Below are 17,643 nucleotides of genomic sequence, written 5' to 3'. Positions count from 1 at the left end.
CACGCAAGATCAATCCAGATCGACCCGGGAGCGACAGGAATGAGCACTACAGCCCAGATCGGTGTCACGGGGCTCGCTGTCATGGGGCGCAACCTCGCCCGCAATTTCGCCCGCAACGGATACGCCGTCGCCCTCCACAACCGCACGGCGTCCCGTACGCACGCGCTGGTGCAGGAGTTCGGCGAGGAGGGCATCTTCGTCCCGACGGAGACGGCCGAGGAGTTCGTCGCCGCCCTGGAGCGCCCGCGACGACTGGTGATCATGGTCAAGGCGGGTGAGCCCACGGACGCGGTGATCAAGGAGTTCGCGCCGCTCCTGGAGCCCGGCGACATGATCGTCGACGGGGGCAACGCGCACTTCGCGGACACCCGCCGCCGCGAGAAGGAGCTGCGCGAGCAGGGCATCCACTTCGTCGGCACCGGCGTCTCCGGCGGCGAGGAGGGCGCGCTGCACGGGCCGAGCATCATGCCCGGCGGCAGCGTGGAGTCGTACGACTCGCTCGGTCCGATGCTGGAGAAGATCTCCGCGAAGGCGAAGGACGGCGCGCCCTGCGTCACGCACGTGGGCCCCGACGGCGCGGGTCACTTCGTGAAGATGGTGCACAACGGCATCGAGTACGCCGACATGCAGCTCATCGGCGAGGCCTACCAGTTGCTGCGCGACGTGGCCGGGTACTCCCCCGCGCAGATCGCCGACATCTTCCGGACGTGGAACACGGGACGCCTCGACTCCTACCTGATCGAGATCACGGCCGAGGTCCTGTCGCACGTGGACGAGGCCACCGGGAAGCCCTTCGTGGACGTCGTCCAGGACCAGGCCGAGCAGAAGGGCACCGGCCGTTGGACGGTGCAGATCGCGCTCGACCTCGGGGTGCCGGTGTCCGGCATCGCGGAGGCGGTGTTCGCGCGCTCGCTGTCCGGGCACGCCGAACTGCGCGCCGCGTCGAAGGAGTTGGCGGGTCCGACGGCGCGGGCGCTGAGCGAGTCCGAGGCCGCCGCCTTCGCCGACCAGGTCGAACAGGCCCTGTACGCCTCGAAGATCGTGTCCTACACGCAGGGCTTCCACGAGATCGCCGCGGGCAGCGAGACGTACGAGTGGAACATCGACTCCGGTGCGGTGGCCCGGATCTGGCGCGGTGGCTGCATCATCCGCGCGGCCTTCCTCGACCGGATCACGGCGGCGTACGAGGCGGAGCCGGAGCTGGTGTCGCTCCTGTCCGACAAGGGGTTCGCCGACGAGATCGCCGCGGCGCAGGACGACTGGCGTGCCGTCCTGGTCGCGGCGACCACGCAGGGCGTGCCCACGCCGGGCTTCGCCGCGGCTCTCGCGTACTACGACGCGCTGCGCGCCGAGCGGCTGCCGGCCGCGCTCACGCAGGGCCAGCGGGACTTCTTCGGCGCGCACACGTACCGGCGCACCGACCGCGAAGGGTCGTTCCACACGCTGTGGGGCGGTGACCGCTCCGAGGTCGGGGCGTAGGGCTCACACCGGCGACGGCTCGGGCTGCGGCGGTGCGGGCTCGGGCTCCGGGTTCGGCCGCGGCGGCACCGGCGACGGCGAGGGCTCCGGCACGGGCCGGGGCTCGGGCGCCGGGAACGGGTCCGGGAGCGGCACCGGGTCCGGGACGTCCGGTCCCGGGCCCGGGCCGGGAGTGGGGGTCGGCGGGACGGGATCGGGGAACGGGTGGGTCATGGTCGTGCCTCCAGCGGTTCGGAGGGGGTCCTGTCCACTGTCTCCCGGGTCGCGTGCCCACGCCCGCCGAGTCCACGCGTGACGTCAGCTCTCGGTCCTGACCAGGCGCACGACGGGGATGTCACGGCTGGTCTTCTTCTGGTACTGCGCGTACTGCGGGAACAGCTCGACCAGCGAGTCCCAGACCCGCGCCTTCTCCTCGGCGGGCAGGGTCTCGGCGCGCGCGGCGAAGCGCTCCGTGCCGACGCGCAGCCGGACGTCCGGGTTCGCCTGGAGGTTCAGGTACCACTGCGGGTGCTGGTCGGCTCCGCCGTACGAGGCCACGATCAGGTAGTCGTCGCCGTCCCGCCCGTAGATCAGGACGGTGCGCCGCCACTGGCCCGACGTGCGTCCCTTGTAGTCGAGGAGCAGACACTGCACCCCCTGGATGGTGGTGCCCTTGGTGCCGCCGGACTCCTCGTACCTGCGGGCCTGGTCGGCGACCCATCCGGTGGGACTGATGACGACGTCGGTGTCGCTGTCGTGGTCGGCCATACCGCTTCCTCCTCGGTGAGTGCTTCTCGTCTCGCGGTCTCTCGTGCTTCTCGGCGCTCTGCTGTGTCGCGGGTGTCAAGCCTGCCGGGCGTTCGCGTATTCCGCGGCGGCGGCGTCCAGGCCGGGGCGGGGACTGGAGAGTACGGGGATGCTGGTGCCGGTGCGGTCGGCGGCGTCGGTGAGGGATGCCTGCGCGAGGACGATCGCGTCGGCGTCGGCGATGCCGTCGAGCGCGGCGGCCACGAGGTCGAGGTAGCCGTCGCGGTCCCCCGCCAGGAACCGCTCCCAGGCCCCGTCGACGAACACGGTCCGCACGTCGACCGGGCGTCCGGCGCGGTCCGCCTCCGCCTCGACCAGGGCGACGGTCGGTTCGAGGGTGCTGCGCACCGTGGCGACGACGGTGATCCGCGATCCGGCGGCGACGGCCCGCGCCGCCATCGGGCGGTCCACGCGCAGCACGGGCACGCCCACGGTGCCGGCGAGGCCCTCCGCGACGCCGCCGATGGTCGAGCAGGTGCACAGCACGGCGTCCGCGCCGTCGCGCGCGGCCTCTTCGAGGAGCCCGCGCAGCTCGTCGGCGACGGCTTCGGGGCCCTCGACACCGGCCCGCACGAGCAGTTCCTCGCGCACGACGTGCCGCAGGGCGAGGCCCGGGTGGTGGGCCGCGCGCAGCGCCTCGAAGACGGGGATGTGGACCGCGGAGGTGTGCAGCAGTGTCAGGGTCATGCCCAAACCCTACGGGGGTGCCGCGTCACCACTTGGCGGGGTCGGCCTCGAGCGCTTCCTTGGCCGCGAGCAGCAGCTCGGTGGAGGCGGCGGGCGCCTCGCCGGGGTGCCGCTCGGCCCACCGCACGACGAACGAGCACAGCGGCGCGACGGCGATCGTCTCGCGCGCCGCGATCCCGTACAGCTCCCGGGCGAGCGAGCCCGCGATGCCCTTGCCCTCGTGCTCCGGCGCCACGACGGTGTGCACCGGGACGAGAGCACGCTGCGGCGCTTCGAGCACGAAGTACTGGATGTGGCCGACGACTTCGCCCTCGGCGCCACCGACGCGGGCCTGGAGGAGGCCCCGGTCGCGGTCGTCGTGGATCTCGATGTCGCTGGTGGGGCTCACGGGGCTCTCCTCGGTTCCTGAGGGGCGGCGGTCAGCCGGCCGGCACCGCCTGGGGGCTGCGCATCGCGTCGCCGCCGGGGGCCGGCTCGGAGGCGTCCGCGCCGAGCGCCACGATCGCGTTGTCCCGGTCCACGTGCACGACCCGGGGCCGCAGCGAACGCGCCTCGGCGTCGTCGACCTGAGCGTAACTGATGATGATCACGAGGTCGCCCGGGTGGACGAGATGGGCGGCCGCACCGTTGATGCCGATGACACCCGACCCGCGCTCGCCTTCGATGACGTAGGTCTCCAAGCGGGCGCCGTTGTCGATGTCGACGATGTGGACCAGCTCGCCGGGCAGCAGATCGGCGGCGTCGAGCAGATCGGCGTCGATGGTCACCGAGCCGACGTAGTGCAGGTCGGCCTGGGTGACGGTGGCCCGGTGGATCTTGGACTTCATCAGAGTTCGCAGCACTTTGGACTCCTGGAGGACGGCTCCCTGCCGGCTTTTTGCTGGTCAAGGGCGTCCATCACTGTACAACGACAGGTGTTCGACCCGAAGGGGCTTCGTGACGCGCGCGGATACCCCGATCCGTTCCGGTCGCGGCTGTGACGGGGGCCGTCCGAGTCGCCGCTGGTCAGCGGTGGTCCTAGCGTGGTGCGGGTGAATCTGCGGTCCGTCGGGCGCGACCCCTTGGGGCAGGAGCGGTTGCTGATCCTCCACGACTTCCTGGGGCATCCCTTCCCCGTCGGGCTCAGCCATGAGCTGGCCGGGCGGGGGTGGCGGGTCGCTCACCTCTACAGCGGGGACCATGTCGGCCCGCACGGAACGTTGACCGCTCGGTGCGACCGCGTGACCGTACGAGGCGTCGTCGGCGAGAGCGGCACGGCGTACGGCGAGGCGGTCACGGACGCCTGCGCGGCGGCCGTACGGGAGACGCGGGGGCCGGTGACCCTGTTGTCGGGCAACGCGGCACCCTCCGTCCAGGCCCGCTTGCTGGCGCTCGCCCGGGAGCGGGGCTGGCGCTACGTGTACTGGTTGCAGGACTTCTACGGCGCCGCGACCGGGGTCGGCGCCGCCACCGCCGCGGTCGAGGCCGAGACGCTGCGCGGCAGCGATCACGTGGTCGCCGTCACGGACGGCTTCGCCACGGCCGCACAGGCGCTCGGCGTCGCGGCGCACCGGGTCACCGTCATCCGCAACTGGGCCGACACCCCGGCCCCCGATGCCCCGGACCCGCCCGTCTGGGGCCCGGCGGCGGACCTCGTCGCCGTGGGTGAGCCGATCCTGCTGTACGCGGGCACGCTCGACGCGCGGCACGCCCCTGAGCTGCTCGCCCATCTCGCCGCAGCCTGCGCGCGGGCGGGCCTCGGGCATGTCTTCGTCGTCAGTCAGGGCCCGGGGCGCGAACTGTTGGAGCGCCGGTGCCGCGCGGACGGGCTGAGCCGGCTCACCCTCCTCGACCTGCGCCCGTACGCCGAGGTGCCCGCCATGCTCGCGGCCGCCGACGTCACGCTCGTCACCCTGGCCCGTGCGGCGGCCGCCGTGTCCGCGCCGTCGAAGCTGCTCGCCTGTCTGGCCGCCGGCCGCTGTGTGCTGGTGGCGGCGCCGTCGGGCACCGAGACCGCCCGCGTCGTCACCGCCTCGGGCGGCGGCCCGCTGGTCGACCCGGGCGACACCACGGGTTTCACCGACGCCGCGCTGCGACTGCTGCGCGAGCCCGCCGTGCGCACGGCGTGCGCCGACGCGGCACGGACCTGGGCGCGTGACGCGTTCGATGTCACCGCCGTCGCCGACCGCTTCGCGCGGGTGCTGTAGCCGGCCCGCTCCTCCGGGCCGTTCGAATCGACGGGAGAAGCGAATGACCGCACAAAGTGTCCAGGCTCGGCAGCGGCGGGGCCCGGTCCTCGTGGCCGGAGCGGGAGGGTTCATCGGCGGGCATCTCGTCGCCCGGCTGCTCGCCGAGGGCAGACGCGTGCGCGCCGTCGACATCAAGCCGTTCGACGCCTGGTACCAACGACATCCCGCGGCCGACAACCAGCGCGCGGACCTGGCGCTGCGCGAGGAGTGCCGGCGCGCGGCACAGGGCGTCGACGACGTCTACAACCTGGCCGCCGACATGGGCGGCATCGGCTTCATCGAGCACAACAAAGCGGCCTGCATGCTGTCGGTGCTGATCAACACGCATCTGCTGCTCGCCGCGCGGGAGCACGACGTCGGCCGGTACTTCTACGCGTCCTCGGCCTGCGTGTACCCGGCCTACCGGCAGGACGACGCACGGGTCGAGGCGCTGCGCGAGGACATGGCCTACCCGGCTCAGCCGGAGGACGGCTACGGCTGGGAGAAGCTGTTCGCCGAGCGCATGTGCCGGCACTTCGCCGAGGACTTCGGTCTGACCGTACGCATCGCCCGCTTCCACAACGTCTACGGCCCGCACGGCTCGTGGGACGACGGCCGCGAGAAGGCGCCCGCCGCCCTGTGCCGCAAGGTGGCGAGGGCCCTGCGCGACGGTGCCGACGCGATCGAGCTGTGGGGCGACGGCACCCGTACCCGCTCCTTCATGTACGTCGACGACTGCGTCGAGGGGATCCGGCGGATCATGGACAGCGACGTCGATCACCCGTTGAACCTGGGCACCGGTGAACTGGTCACCGTGACCGAGCTCGCCCGGCTGATCGAGAAGACCGCCGGCGTCCGTCTCGAGCACCGCCACGACCTCTCCGCTCCGCAGGGCGTCCACGGGCGCAACAGTGACAACACCCGGATCCGTGCGCTGCTCGACTGGGAGCCGCTCGTCCCGCTCTCACAGGGGCTCGAACCCACCTACGCGTGGATCGCCCAGCAGGTGGCGAACGCGGACGCGGCGGCACCCGGCGCATGAGTCGCCGTCGGACGTGGACGAACTGGGCCGGGACCGCCCGGTGCGCTCCGCTCGCGTACGTCCTCGCCCGCGACGAGGACCACGTGGCCGCGCTGGTCCGCCGGGCCCGTGAGCGGGGTCTGACGGTGCGGGCCGTCGGGGCCGGGCACTCGTTCGCGCCCCTGGCGTGTTCGCCGGGGCTGCTGATCGACACCCGGGGGCTGCGGGCCCTCACCGTCGAGGACCGGACCGCTTCGGGTGGTGTCCGGGTGACGGTCGGGGCGGGCATGCCGCTGGGTGAGCTGGCCGGCGCCCTGCACCGCCGGGGGCTGCTGGTGCAGGGCCTGGCGACGACGACGGCGCCCACCGTGGCCGGGGCCGTGGCGACGGGCACCCACGGCGGCGGGCGGCACGCGTCGCTGTCGGCCCAGGTCGCGGGCGTCCGGGTCGTCACGGGGACCGGAGCGGTCCTCGACGTGGACGCGGACGACCCGCGACTGCCCGCCCTGAGCCTGTCGCTGGGCGTCCTCGGCGTGATCACCCGGGTGACCCTGCGCTGCACCGCCACCCACCTGCTCGTACGCCGGGAGGAGGACGTCCCGCTGGACGCGCTGACGGACGATCCCGTGCGCTGGGCCCGCAGCGGCGAACACGTGTCGGCGTTCTGGTTCCCCTGGCGTGACCGGGTCCGGCTGTGCACGCTGGACCGCTCCCCGCGCCGGGCCCCGCACCCGGCGCCGCCGGTTCCGACCTTCGCGGCCGCACCCGCGCCACGGCGCGCGCGGTGGCGTCCCGCGTGCCCCTGCCGCCCCGGGCCGCGCGATGGGCGACCGTCCGCACCTGGCCCGCACCGCCCTCGCCCCGCACGGCTCCGGCGCACCTCAGCCTCGTCTTCCCTCAGCGCCTGCGGTTCGCCGCGCTGGAGTACGCCGTCGCACTGGAGGACCTGCCGAGGACCGTGGCCGCCCTGCGCGCCGCACTGCGCCGCGCGGGCTTCGCCGGGACGCTGCCCATGGAGCTGCGGCCGGGCCCCGCCGAGACGACCTGGCTCGGTCCGGCCCACGGCCGTCCGACCGCGTGGATCAACCTCGCGGTGCCGCGCACGGCAGGACGCGCGCGCTGGCTGCGTGCCGCCGAGGACGTCCTCGTCCAGGGGGGAGGGCGCCCGCACTGGGCGAAGCTGCACGGCCTCGACGCACCGGCGCTGCGCTCCCGCTACCCCCGCTGGGACGACTTCCTGGGCGTGCGCGCGTCGCTCGACCCGGACGGGCTGTTCCTGTCGCCGTACGCGCGGCACCTGCTCACCGGCGAGCTCCCCTGACCGTCCGGAGCAACCCGGAGCGCCGGGCCGCGCACGCACGGTTACGGTGGGGCTTCCCTGTGCAGCGCAGTCATGACCGGGACGGGAGCACGATGTACGTCCAGTGGGCCCTGGTCGCCGCCGCCGCGTTCCTGGCCGGCATCGGCCTGACCTGGCTGTGGCACCGGACGGTCGGGCCGCGCAAGAGCGCCGACGGGATGCCGTTGATGGCGGCCGCCTGCGGAACGGTCGCATCGATGTACGTCCTCACCATCGCGTTCCTGATCGTGAACGCCAGTTCCGGCCTCGGGGACGCCCGTAGCGAGGCCGAGGCCGAGGCGGGCGCGCTGCGCGACGCCTATATCGCCGCGCGGAGTTTCGCGCCGGACGAGCGCCGCCGGCTCCAGGCCGAGCTGCGCGCGTACACCAGGACCGTGATCGACGAGGAGTGGCCGGCCCTCGCCCGGCGGGAGACCGCGCCCGCGGCCTGGGACCGGCTCGACGCGCTCCACGCCCGGTCGCTGAACGGCCGGGGGGCTCCGACCCTGGCCCGGAGCGATCTGCACCAGGCGCTGAACACCGTCTACGCGCAGCGCCGGCTACGGGTGGCGGCGGCGGGCGAGAGCGTCCCCGCGCCGCTGTTCGCCTTCCTTCTCCTCACCGCCGTCACCGTTCCGGTGTTCTTCCTGCTCATGGGGTGGCCGTCCGGCACCCGCCCCGCCGTGGGGCTGGGGGTGGTGATGGCGCTGTGCGCGTCCGGGATCTTCATCGTGCTCCAGCTCAACCACCCGTACTCCAGCGGAATGCGGGTCTCCCCCGAAAGCTTCCGCGACGCGCTGACGCGCATGGAGCACTTGGACGCCCGAGCCGTCACACGGTGAGCGGGGTCGTGCTGACGCCGCGGTGGAAGGCGGCGGCGCGGGCGGCTAGGCGATCGTCAGGATGTCGTGCACCGGGCGGCGTGGGGTCGCGGGGCCCTGGGGGCCGTAGCCGAGGCGCAGCACCATCTGGACGTGGGCCATGGCGGACAGGGGGTCGCGGGTCAGGCTGCGCAGATCCTGCCATTCCAGGGCGTGGGACGTGAGCGAGGTGGCCAGCCCCCTGACGGTGGCCGTGAGCAGGACCCGCTGCATGGCCTGACCCGCGGTGAGCCAGTCCGCGGGACCGTCCTGCGCGGTGCCCAGCACGGCGAGATGCGGGATGTGCTCGAACGAGGTCGTGCCGCGGTCGGCGACCTCGTGGCGGCCGGCGAAGTCGCGTACCGGCGCGTGGCCGTCGCGCTGTCGTGGGCCGAAGGCGTACTCGGGCACTCCTGTGGTCGCCGACTCCGCCTCGTCGCCGAGGCGTGTCCACCGGTCCAGCTCCGCGCGGCGCGCGGGGTCCGCGTCGTCGCGGCCCTCGGCGTCGTGCACCAGGTCCACGATCTCCTCCGCGTGCCACTGGGAGACGAAGCCCAGGTCCGCGCCTTCCCGGCGGGCGGCGTCGATCAGTTCGGCCCGCACGTCGTCGGGTACCTCCGTGTCGGCGAACGGCCAGCGGCTGGTGTGCCGTTGGCGTATCGCCGGGTACAGCGGCCACAGGCCGGCGGGGTCCGCGGGCGGGGCGGGGTCGGCCAGCTCGACGGTGGCCAGCAGGAAGGGGTCGGCGGGGTCGGGCAGGACCCGTACGCCCGGATCGCGTCCCTCGTGGACGGCGGCGACCCGCAGGTTGAACAGTGCCGCGCCGCAGCTCAAGTGCAGGGCCCTGTGCTCGGGATCGCTCTCGGGCATGGCGCGGGCCGGGTCCGCCCTGAGGTCGAGCGTCGCGGTGCCGGAGTGGAACCGGAAGTTCCAGGGCTGCGCGTTGTGCATCGAGGGTGCGGCCGCCGCGTCGGTGACGAGCCCGGTCAGGGTCTCGGTGGCCAGGGCGGCCCGTGGGCGATTCGGCATGGTGCCTCCTCTGTGTCACTCATCGCCATTGTCCCGCGCCCCGGCGTCTTCGCGCCCTCGGCCCGGGAACGGGACGAGCGGGGGTGGCGCCGCGTCGACGGCGTCACCCCCGGCTCGGAGCGGGCGGGCTCAGACGAGCCACCGGTGCCGGCTGACGATCGGGAGACGGGCCCACAGCCTGCCCAGGCCCCATGTGGCGCCCGCGCCCGCGGCCGCGAGGGCGATGAGGACGACCGCGTACACGAGGTGGTAGTCGGCGAAGGGGTTCGTCGACATGCTCGCCGAGCCGTCCGAGAGGTGCCGCGCCGGCGGCCATTCCGCGATCCACATCAGCGCCATCATGGCCGTGCCGGCCACGGCGGCGAGCCGGAGGGCGATGCCCGCGGTCAGCGCGACACCGACGCCGAGCAGGCCCATCATGAACAGCCAGTCGGCCCAGGCGGCCCCGGCCCAGGAGTGGAACGTGGATTCCATCGGACCGGCCGCCACGCCGCTGAGGAAGCCCTTGGTCGGCGATCCTCCGTCGACCCAGCCCTTGCCGCCGGGGGTGGCGTAACCGAACCCGAACGTCTTGTCGAGGAACGCCCACAGGAAGACGAACCCGATCAGGAAGCGCAGCCCGGCGAACACATAGGCGGTGGTCGCGGTCGTGGCGCCCGCTTCCGCCGTCGCCTGCGCGGAAGGGGAAGTCCGCGACGTCCCGCGCAGCGACGGGAGGTGGAATCCGGGGTGACGGTGCGAGTGGTCGTGGACGGCCATGATGCTCATCCCTCCAGGGGTGGTGACGGACGAGGGTCGGTGCGACTCTCGTTGCGCCTTCAATGTGCCGCTCCGGGCGGAGTGGGACGCAGGGCCCCCGGGGTCCCTGGCCAGGACCGAACGTCCTTGTTCTCAGGGCCCGTTCAGGGTCTTCGCCCTCGGTGTCCGCTCGGAGAGGGAAGCGACCTGCGTGACGGGCGGCCGCCCTCCCGCAGAGACGGCCGCCCCCGACGGGTGCCACCCGTCAGCCCCTTCGCCGCCCGCTCGGCGGCGAAGGAGTACCTCCCTCTTCCAATAGAGCTCCGTCCACCGCGTCGCGGCAGGCGCCGAAAGGGCCATCGCGCACCGCCGGGCGACCCTATGTCCGGCACGCGTCCCGGTGACTCAGGTCCTGCGGACCGCGCCGGTGAACCCCGCGACGAACAGGGTGGCGAAGGCCCAGGACAGCGCCTGGAGCACCCAGCCGCTCGCGGTGAGCGCCTGTCCCGCCGCGCCGGACGCGACGGTGCAGTCCTGGGGACCGGCCGACCGGGCGAGCGGCAGGGCCAGCTGGAGCCCGATCGAGACGGTCTCGACGACCGAACACGGCCCGTGATGCGCCCCGGCCGTGTCCGCCTCCCTGGCGACCCCGCCGTGCGCCCCGAGCACCACGGCCAGCGTCACGGCCAGCGCGACGACGCCGAGCAGGTAGAAGATGGCGCGCCAGGGCTTGTAGCCGTAGCCGAGGACCATGCCGGTCAGTCCGCCCCACGCGCGCTCGGCCAGACCCACGTGGTCCCTGCGCAGCCGGTCCTTCTGCTGGGCGACGAGGACGCTGCGCGCCTCCTTGTCGTGGCCGCGCTGGTGGCAGAGGCCGGCCAGTTGCCGGTAGGGCTGCGCCGCGTAGGTCGCGGTGCCGTCATAGAGGTACGTCAGCCAGTCGTGCCGCCCGCGACCCTCCAGGTCCGTGTACGTCAGGCCGTTCACGTCCAGCCGGTGCCGCGGGCCCCGGCGGTGGGCGAGCGCCACGTGGTCGCCGATGATCAGCGAGCCGTCGACGTGGGCGCCCCTGAGGTTCAAGGCCGCCGCGTCGCCGCCACCGCGCAGGTCGAGTTCGTCGCCCAGCGCCACGTTCAGCCGGGCCTTCATGAAGGGGGCGGCGAGGGCCGCTCCGGACTTGTTCTCCATCCGGGTCCCGTGGCAGCGCAGTTCGCCTCCGGCCTCGGCGCCGCCCAGCCAGAGCGCTCCGAACCGCTCACTGGCCGCGTCGAGGACGCTGTCCGTGAAGACCACCGACCCGCGTACGGTGAGGTGATCGGCCATCAGCGCGGGGCCGCCCGAGCTGGTCAACTCCACGCCCTCACAGACGAGTTCCTCGATCGTCGCCCCTGACAACAGGACGGCACACGCATCGCTGCCCTCGACCCCGGCCTTGAATCCGCGTCCGAGGACGAGCGGCAGTCCGGTGTGCAGGCTGAGGGCCTGCAACGCAGTGCCGTCCGTGCTCTCCAGCGTGGCCCCGGAGAAGTCCAGGAGTCCTCCCACGGACACGCCGGACAGGTTGACCGCGCCGGGCCATCCGTCGCGGCCGCGCCCTGCCGCCTTGAAGCGCTCGTTCATCAACGCGCTGTGCTCGATCCGCGCCTGGTTCATGTCGAGTGCGCATCCGTGCAGGTTGACGAACGTCGCCCCGGAGCAGACGAGATGACCGATCTCGGAACCCCAGAGCGCCGCGGCAGGGCCGTCGCACCGCCCCCTGACCTGTGTCCGGCTCAGGCCGAGAAACCTCACCCGCAGCAGCGGCGCCTTGAGAGGGATCTCCTGGCGGTGCTCCACGACGCAGTCGCCCAGGAGGAGCGCCGGGAGCTCGGCGTCGAGCGCGCTGATTCCTTCGGCGAGCAGGCAGTCGACCAGTTCGAGGGGCATGGGGCTGTGTACGTGGTCCAGGTCGATGCGGCCGGTGACGCGAGCGCCGCGCAGCTTGAGCGCCGCCGGTGGACCGTCGTCGGAGGACCCTGAGGCGGACCCGGCGCACACAATCGCCCGGATCGAAGCGGCCGACACGGTCCGGTCCGCACCCCAGGCGCGCATCGCGGCCTCGTTGACGGCTTCCTCGCCTGCCAGATCGAGCTCCCGGCCCTCGGCGGCGTGGTCCGCCAGCGCGCGCTCCAGCTCTGTCGGCACGGTTCCCCCCGAAGGTCCGGTGCGGCCCACCTCAGTGTGCGGCCGCGGCGTGCGCCCGTCACGGGTGCCCGAGTGGGTGTCACGCGGCCCCCTTCGACCGTCGGCCCGTTCGGCGTGGCGGTGCAGGGGCCGAAGGTCCCGGGGCGGATCCCGGGCGGCCCACGCGTCATCGCGCGCGCGGGCGTTGACTGGAGTCGTCACAGAGCCGTTCCCGGCTCAAGGAGGCGATCGTGATGCGTACGTTTCTCCCGCCGGAGTTCTGGTGGACGTTCGGTGAGCTGCTGGTTGTCTCGATGGTGCTGATCCTCGTGACGGTCGCTGTCGCCGACACGCTGTACCTGCGCTGCGTGCGCCGGCGTGAGCGTCGGCGGGACGCGGCACGGCACCCCCGGGTGCCGGCGGAACCGCGGCGGAGCCCGGTGGGCGCGGGCAGGCGGCTCAGCTGACGTGACGAGCGACGGTCCCTCGGAACTTCGGGACTTCGGGACTTCGGGGCTCAGGCCCCGGTTCCCGTACCGCGCACGGCGAAAGGGGTGGGGCGCCGCTACCAGGGGCGGCGCCCCACCCTTCGCGCGTGCTCCGCCAGGGCGGCTAACGGCGGACCGGAATCGTCCGCGCCTCGGTCTTCTCGGCCGTGGCGAGCGGAACGGTCACGGTGAGGATGCCGTCCTTGTACGTGGCGCTCGCCTCGTCCCCCAGGGCCCCCGGAGGGAGCCGCAGGGAGCGGACGAAGGCGCCGTAGCGGAACTCGGTGTGGTGCTTGTCCTTGGTCTCGTCGCCGCGCTCGGCGCGCAGGGTGAGGACATCGTCGGCCACGGTGATCTCGATGTCCTTCTCCACGTCGATCCCGGGCAGTTCGGCCCGCAGCGTGTACGCGTCCTCGGTCAGCTGCTGCTCGACCCTGATGCCGTGCAGCCCGGGAACGCCTCGGTGCGCGGGGAATCCGCCGAGCCCCGACTCGATCCAGTCGAACAGGTCGGGCAGTACCGGCGGTCGCCACTCCAGAAGGCCGGCCATCTCGCTCTCCCTTCCCTCCGCGGTGCGTCGGCCGGGGTCTTCGCCCCCGGCCTTCACTGCCAGCCTCCTCCGCGCGCCCCGCGCTGTCCTGGGCCGAACGTCCCCGCTGTGGACCGCACCGGCCCCTCCTGCCAGGTCACGCCCTGTGTCACGGTGGAGGAGAGCCGCTCCGGCTCACCCGGGAACTCCCGAGAGAGGTGGTGGACACCATGGCGCTCCCGCTGGTCGTGGGTGTGGACGGGTCCGAGGCCAGCCTCCGTGCGGTGGACTGGGCAGCGCGGGAGGCCGCCGTACGTGGTTACGCGCTGAGGCTGGTGCACGCGTCGCTCTGGGAGAAGTACGAGGACGACGCCCCCGCCGTGCCGCTCGGCCCACGGCCCGGCCGGCACGACCTCGCGCACCAGATCCTGCGGACCGCCGTCGCACGGGCCGCCGCGAGCCGTCCCGAGGTGCGGGTCTCCACCGAAGCCGTGGCCGAGGACCCCGAGACGGCCCTGCTGCGCGCGGCGCGCAACGCCGTCGCCCTGGTCACCGGGCGTACAGGCCGAGGCCCGGTGCAGGAACTGCTGCTCGGCTCCGTCAGCCTCGCCGTGGCCGCGCACGCGCAGTGCCCGGTGATCGTCGTGCGCGGGAGCACGGCCGGGGTCACCGGTACCCACCAACGGATCCTGCTCGGGGTGGGCGATCACGAATCCGCCGACTCGGCGACCCGGTTCGCGTTCGCCGAGGCCGCGGCACGGCACTGCGTGCTCGACGCGGTGCGTACCTGGCGCGCCCCGGCGGGCAGGACCGCCGATCATCCGCTGCTGTCCGGTGATCCCGCGCGGCAGTGCGAGCAGGCCGCCGAGGACGTGCTGGCCGACGCGCTGCGCGGTCCTGCGCGGGTCCATCCCGACGTCCCGGTGCGCCCGGTCACCGTGGAGGGACCGGCCCGCAGGATTCTCATCGACCGCTCCGCCGCGGCCGACCTGGTGATCGTCGGAGCGCGACGGCGTCACGGCCACTTCGGGCTGCAACTCGGCCGGGTCGCGCACGCCGTACTGCACCACGCGGACTGTCCCGTCGTCGTGGTGGCACAGCACGGTTCCCGAACCACCCCCGAGGAGTAGTCGTGCGAGACATAGCGGGACCGCTGCGGACCGTCGGTGCGGTCGTCCTCGACACCGACGGTGTGATCACGGACTCGGCGCGGCTGCACGCGCAGGCGTGGAAGGCGACCTTCGACGCCTTCCTGCGCGAGCAGCCGCCCCCTTCGCCGAAGGACCGGCGGCCGTTCGACACCGAGGTCGACTATCCGGCGTACGTGGACGGGAAGTCGCGGCGCGACGGCGCGGCGGCGTTCCTCGCCTCCCGCGGTGTGCACGCCGACGCCGGGACGGTGGAGGCCGTGGCCGTGGCCAAGGACCGCCTCTACACGGAGCGGCTGCGGCACGGCCCGGCCGTTCCCGCCTATCCCGGCACGGTGGATCTGCTGCGCGCCCTGCTCGGCGGCGGGGTGCTGCTGGCCGCGGTCTCCGCGTCGCTCCACGCCCGTGAACTCCTCGCCCGTACCCAGGTGATGAGCCTGTTCGACGCGGTGGTGGACGGCGTCGACTCGGCACGGCTCGGCCTCGCGGGCAAGCCGGCTCCCGATCTCTTCCTCGAAGGCGCCCGCAGGCTGGGCGTGGCGCCCGCGCGCACGGCGATCGTCGAGGACGCGGTGGCCGGGGTGGAGGCGGGCCGGCGGGGCGGTTTCGGCCTGGTCGTCGGCGTCGACCGGACGCCGGGTCGGACGCGGACCGCCGAACTCCTGCGCCACGGCGCCGATCTGGTCGTCGCGGACCTCGGTGAGCTGCTCGTGAAGGGAGCCGTCTCGTGACGGAGTGGACATGGGAGTACGAGGGCCTCGCGCCCGGTGACGAACGCCTGCGGGAGTCCCTGTGCGCCCTGGGCAACGGATACTTCGCCACGCGCGGCGCCCTCCCGGAGTGCGACGCGGACGCGGTCCACTACCCGGGCACGTACGTCGCGGGCTGCTACGACCGGCTCCCGTCGACCGTCGCGGGCCGCCAGGTCGAGAACGAGGACCTCGTCAACCTCCCCAACTGGCTGCCGCTGCGCTTTCGTTGCCGCGACGAGCACGGCACGGGGCCCTGGCTCCACCCGGACACCGCCCGGGTCGTCGACCACCGTCAGACCCTCATCCTCAACAGCGGACTGCTGGAGCGGCGCACGACGTACGAGGACAGCGAGGGACGCCGTATCGCCCTGCGGCAGCTGCGGCTCGTGCACATGGCGGACCCCCATCTCGCCGCCCTGCGCTCGGAGTTCACGCCGGAGAACTGGTCGGGCGAGCTGGAGGTCCAGGCCGCGCTCGACGGGTCCGTCCGGAACGCGGGCGTGCCGCGCTACCGCGATCTGGCCGGGCACCATCTCGTCCACGTGCACAGCGGCACCGCCGCGCCCGACCTCGTCTGGCTGCGCTGCCGCACCCGCGTCTCCGACGTGCGCATAGCCCTCGCGTCCCGCACCGACTGCGCCGACGCCACGCTGCGGCACGACCAGCACACGGACGACCGCGCGGCGCAACTGCTGCACCTGCCGATGCGGCCCGGCCGTACCGCGACCGTGGACAAGATCGTCGCGCTGCACACGTCCCGCGACCCGGCCATCAGCGATCCACTGCAAGCCGCGGTCGACCGGGCCCTGGGGGCACCGTCCTTCGACGACCTGATCGACACGCATCTCACCGCGTGGGACCAGCTGTGGCGCCGGGCCGAACTCGACGTACCCGGCGAAGCGGGCCGCATCCTGCGGCTGCACCTCTTCCACGTCCTCCAGACGCTCTCGCCGCACACCGCCGAACTGGACGTCGGGGTGCCCGCCCGCGGGCTGCACGGCGAGGCGTACCGCGGGCACGTCTTCTGGGACGAGCTGTTCGTGCTGCCCTATCTGAACCTGCACTTCCCCGAGGTGTCCCGGGCCCTGCTCACCTACCGGCACCGCCGCCTGGAGCGGGCCTGCCGCGCGGCGCGCGACGCCGGGTACCGCGGCGCCATGTACCCGTGGCAGAGCAGCAGCGACGGCCGGGAGGAGACCCAGCGGCTGCACCTCAACCCGGAGTCCGGGCGCTGGCTGCCCGACCACACCCACTTGCAGCACCACGTCGACTCGGCCGTCGCGTACAACATCTGGCGCTACTGGGAGGCGACCGGTGACGCCGAGTTCCTGCACACCAAGGGTGCGGAGACGCTGCTCCAGATCGCCCGGTTCTGGGCGGACAGGGCCGCGTACGACGAGGATCTCGGCCGCTACCGGCTGCGCGGGGTCGTCGGCCCCGACGAGTACCACGACGGGTATCCGGACGCCGATCGTCCGGGCATCGACGACAACGCGTACACGAACGTGACGGCGGCCTGGACGCTGTCCCGCGCGCTCGACCTGCTGGCCCTGCTGCCCGACCCGCGGCGCCGGGAGCTCACGGAGCGGATCGCGTTCGACGGCGGTGAGGCCGAACTGTGGCGGGACGTGTCGCAGTCGCTGTACGTGCCCTTCCACGGCGGGGTGATCAGCCAGTTCGAGGGGTACGAGCGGCTCGCCGAGCTGGACTGGGACACGTACCGGAAGAAGTACCGGGACATCCGCCGACTGGACCGGATCCTGGAGGCCGAGGGCGACACCGTCAACCGCTACCAGGCGTCGAAGCAGGCGGACGTCCTGATGCTCGGCTATCTCTTCCCGCCCGCCGAACTCGCCGCGCTGTTCCGGCGTTTGGGGTACGCGCTCGACGACGCCACCTGGCGGCGGACCGTCGACCACTACCTGTGCCGTACCAGCCACGGCTCCACGCTGAGCGGGCTCGTGCACGGCTGGGTGCTCGCGCGGGCCCGGCGCGCCGGAGCCTGGAAGTACGCCCATGAGGCGCTCATCGGCGACATCGCGGACGTGCAGGGCGGCACCACGGGCGAGGGCATCCACCTCGGCGCGATGGCCGGCACCGTGGACCTCGTGCAGCGGGGTCTGACCGGTCTGGAGACCCGCGGCGACGCGCTGTGGCTGGACCCGGCGCCGCTGCCCGAACTGACCGGCTCCTCCTACGGGTTCACGCTCCGCTACCAGGGTCACTGGGGGGTGCGGCTGCGGCTGCTGCCGGGTCGGCTGCACCTCGCCGTGCCCGCCTCCGACCGCTCGCCGATCACCGTCGAACTGCCGGACCGCGCCGTCACGGTCCGGCCGGGCGAGACCTGCGAACTGGACCTCCCGGAAGTGGAGCTGCCGGAACCGGGATGAGGACGAGGACGCGGGTGCCCGGAGCTG

At 73.3% G+C, this 17,643-nt stretch carries 18 protein-coding genes and 1 pseudogene; 10 read left to right on the top strand and 9 right to left on the bottom strand.

Features of this window, described 5'->3' with window-relative positions:
• Positions 1-39 precede the first annotated feature (39 nt).
• Complete coding sequence (gene gndA, locus V2W30_RS35595) at positions 40-1,479, top strand: NADP-dependent phosphogluconate dehydrogenase (RefSeq protein ID WP_338702716.1); 1,440 nt, start codon at positions 40-42, stop codon at positions 1,477-1,479.
• 3 nt (positions 1,480-1,482) lie between these two features.
• On the opposite strand, the gene V2W30_RS35590 is transcribed toward gndA, so the two are convergent.
• The 5 genes from V2W30_RS35590 to panD form a co-directional block, all read right to left on the bottom strand.
• Positions 1,483-1,692 (bottom strand): hypothetical protein, encoded by a 210-nt coding sequence (locus tag V2W30_RS35590; RefSeq protein ID WP_338702715.1) that lies wholly within the window; start codon positions 1,690-1,692, stop codon positions 1,483-1,485.
• An 84-nt stretch (positions 1,693-1,776) separates the two neighbouring features.
• On the bottom strand, positions 1,777-2,226 hold the full coding sequence (locus tag V2W30_RS35585; RefSeq protein WP_338702714.1) for a nitroreductase family deazaflavin-dependent oxidoreductase: 450 nt from the start codon (positions 2,224-2,226) through the stop codon (positions 1,777-1,779).
• Between the two features lie 75 nt (positions 2,227-2,301).
• Positions 2,302-2,952, bottom strand: coding sequence for an aspartate/glutamate racemase family protein (locus tag V2W30_RS35580; RefSeq protein WP_338702713.1), 651 nt, complete (start codon positions 2,950-2,952; stop codon positions 2,302-2,304).
• Between the two features lie 25 nt (positions 2,953-2,977).
• A complete protein-coding gene (locus V2W30_RS35575) occupies positions 2,978-3,340 on the bottom strand; it encodes a GNAT family N-acetyltransferase (protein WP_338702712.1) in 363 nt (120 codons plus the stop codon).
• Positions 3,341-3,371: 31 nt separating this feature from the next.
• Positions 3,372-3,794 carry an aspartate 1-decarboxylase gene (gene panD / locus V2W30_RS35570; RefSeq protein ID WP_338702711.1) on the bottom strand — a complete coding sequence of 141 codons (423 nt, stop codon included), beginning with the start codon at positions 3,792-3,794 and terminating at the stop codon, positions 3,372-3,374.
• Between the two features lie 189 nt (positions 3,795-3,983).
• On the opposite strand from panD, the gene V2W30_RS35565 reads away from it, so the two are divergent.
• From V2W30_RS35565 to V2W30_RS35545, 5 genes and pseudogenes are all read left to right on the top strand, one after another.
• Positions 3,984-5,138, top strand: a complete 1,155-nt coding sequence (locus tag V2W30_RS35565) for a glycosyltransferase (protein ID WP_338702710.1) — start codon at positions 3,984-3,986, stop codon at positions 5,136-5,138.
• Positions 5,139-5,181: 43 nt separating this feature from the next.
• Entirely contained in the window at positions 5,182-6,201 is a 1,020-nt protein-coding gene (locus tag V2W30_RS35560; protein WP_338702709.1) for an NAD-dependent epimerase/dehydratase family protein, read from the top strand.
• Positions 6,198-6,599, top strand: a pseudogene (locus V2W30_RS41750) (FAD-binding protein); the annotation flags it as partial. The gene V2W30_RS35560 and the pseudogene V2W30_RS41750, both read left to right, overlap by 4 nt.
• A 275-nt stretch (positions 6,600-6,874) precedes the next feature.
• On the top strand, positions 6,875-7,501 hold the full coding sequence (locus V2W30_RS35550) for a D-arabinono-1,4-lactone oxidase (protein ID WP_338702707.1): 627 nt from the start codon (positions 6,875-6,877) through the stop codon (positions 7,499-7,501).
• A 59-nt stretch (positions 7,502-7,560) separates the two neighbouring features.
• Positions 7,561-8,361, top strand: coding sequence for a hypothetical protein (locus V2W30_RS35545; protein ID WP_338702706.1), 801 nt, complete (start codon positions 7,561-7,563; stop codon positions 8,359-8,361).
• A gap of 45 nt (positions 8,362-8,406) precedes the next feature.
• Here V2W30_RS35545 and V2W30_RS35540 read toward each other — a convergent pair whose 3' ends face one another.
• From V2W30_RS35540 to V2W30_RS35530, 3 genes are all read right to left on the bottom strand, one after another.
• Entirely contained in the window at positions 8,407-9,408 is a 1,002-nt protein-coding gene (locus tag V2W30_RS35540) for an Acg family FMN-binding oxidoreductase (protein WP_338702705.1), read from the bottom strand.
• Between the two features lie 129 nt (positions 9,409-9,537).
• Complete coding sequence (locus V2W30_RS35535) at positions 9,538-10,167, bottom strand: hypothetical protein (protein WP_338703887.1); 630 nt, start codon at positions 10,165-10,167, stop codon at positions 9,538-9,540.
• 384 nt (positions 10,168-10,551) lie between these two features.
• The gene (locus tag V2W30_RS35530; RefSeq protein ID WP_338702704.1) at positions 10,552-12,330 is read right to left on the bottom strand and encodes a hypothetical protein; all 1,779 of its coding nucleotides are present in this window, start codon (positions 12,328-12,330) and stop codon (positions 10,552-10,554) included.
• A 233-nt stretch (positions 12,331-12,563) separates the two neighbouring features.
• Between V2W30_RS35530 and V2W30_RS35525 the strand changes: the two genes are divergently transcribed.
• The gene (locus tag V2W30_RS35525) at positions 12,564-12,776 is read left to right on the top strand and encodes a hypothetical protein (protein ID WP_338702703.1); all 213 of its coding nucleotides are present in this window, start codon (positions 12,564-12,566) and stop codon (positions 12,774-12,776) included.
• Positions 12,777-12,921: 145 nt separating this feature from the next.
• On the opposite strand, the gene V2W30_RS35520 is transcribed toward V2W30_RS35525, so the two are convergent.
• A complete protein-coding gene (locus tag V2W30_RS35520; RefSeq protein ID WP_338702702.1) occupies positions 12,922-13,347 on the bottom strand; it encodes an Hsp20/alpha crystallin family protein in 426 nt (141 codons plus the stop codon).
• A 209-nt stretch (positions 13,348-13,556) separates the two neighbouring features.
• Here V2W30_RS35520 and V2W30_RS35515 point away from each other — a divergent pair, with 209 nt between their 5' ends.
• Genes V2W30_RS35515 through V2W30_RS35505 form a run of 3 tightly spaced genes read left to right on the top strand, consistent with a single transcriptional unit; the run spans position 13,557 to position 17,616 of the window.
• Complete coding sequence (locus tag V2W30_RS35515; RefSeq protein ID WP_338702701.1) at positions 13,557-14,456, top strand: universal stress protein; 900 nt, start codon at positions 13,557-13,559, stop codon at positions 14,454-14,456.
• A gap of 2 nt (positions 14,457-14,458) precedes the next feature.
• Positions 14,459-15,205: an HAD-IA family hydrolase gene (locus V2W30_RS35510; RefSeq protein ID WP_338702700.1), complete on the top strand. Its 747-nt coding sequence runs from the start codon at positions 14,459-14,461 to the stop codon at positions 15,203-15,205.
• Positions 15,202-17,616 (top strand): glycoside hydrolase family 65 protein, encoded by a 2,415-nt coding sequence (locus V2W30_RS35505; protein ID WP_338702699.1) that lies wholly within the window; start codon positions 15,202-15,204, stop codon positions 17,614-17,616. The genes V2W30_RS35510 and V2W30_RS35505 overlap by 4 nt, the downstream gene beginning before the upstream one ends.
• The last annotated feature ends 27 nt before the right edge of the window (positions 17,617-17,643 follow it).

This window comes from Streptomyces sp. Q6 (assembly GCF_036967205.1).
Classification (GTDB): domain Bacteria; phylum Actinomycetota; class Actinomycetes; order Streptomycetales; family Streptomycetaceae; genus Streptomyces; species Streptomyces citrinus.
Note: the sequence above shows the minus strand (reverse complement) of the source record. Positions and strands in the feature narration are given on the sequence as shown.

What these genes read in the sequence shown, in the direction of transcription:
- V2W30_RS35535 (WP_338703887.1), bottom strand. Translation starts at nt 10,167, where the DNA reads ATGGCCGTCCACGACCACTCGCACCGTCACCCCGGATTCCACCTCCCG.
- gndA (WP_338702716.1), top strand. Translation starts at nt 40, where the DNA reads ATGAGCACTACAGCCCAGATCGGTGTCACGGGGCTCGCTGTCATGGGG.
- V2W30_RS35540 (WP_338702705.1), bottom strand. Translation starts at nt 9,408, where the DNA reads ATGCCGAATCGCCCACGGGCCGCCCTGGCCACCGAGACCCTGACCGGG.
- V2W30_RS35560 (WP_338702709.1), top strand. Translation starts at nt 5,182, where the DNA reads ATGACCGCACAAAGTGTCCAGGCTCGGCAGCGGCGGGGCCCGGTCCTC.
- V2W30_RS35590 (WP_338702715.1), bottom strand. Translation starts at nt 1,692, where the DNA reads ATGACCCACCCGTTCCCCGATCCCGTCCCGCCGACCCCCACTCCCGGC.
- V2W30_RS35515 (WP_338702701.1), top strand. Translation starts at nt 13,557, where the DNA reads ATGGCGCTCCCGCTGGTCGTGGGTGTGGACGGGTCCGAGGCCAGCCTC.
- V2W30_RS35525 (WP_338702703.1), top strand. Translation starts at nt 12,564, where the DNA reads ATGCGTACGTTTCTCCCGCCGGAGTTCTGGTGGACGTTCGGTGAGCTG.
- V2W30_RS35520 (WP_338702702.1), bottom strand. Translation starts at nt 13,347, where the DNA reads ATGGCCGGCCTTCTGGAGTGGCGACCGCCGGTACTGCCCGACCTGTTC.
- V2W30_RS35585 (WP_338702714.1), bottom strand. Translation starts at nt 2,226, where the DNA reads ATGGCCGACCACGACAGCGACACCGACGTCGTCATCAGTCCCACCGGA.
- V2W30_RS35580 (WP_338702713.1), bottom strand. Translation starts at nt 2,952, where the DNA reads ATGACCCTGACACTGCTGCACACCTCCGCGGTCCACATCCCCGTCTTC.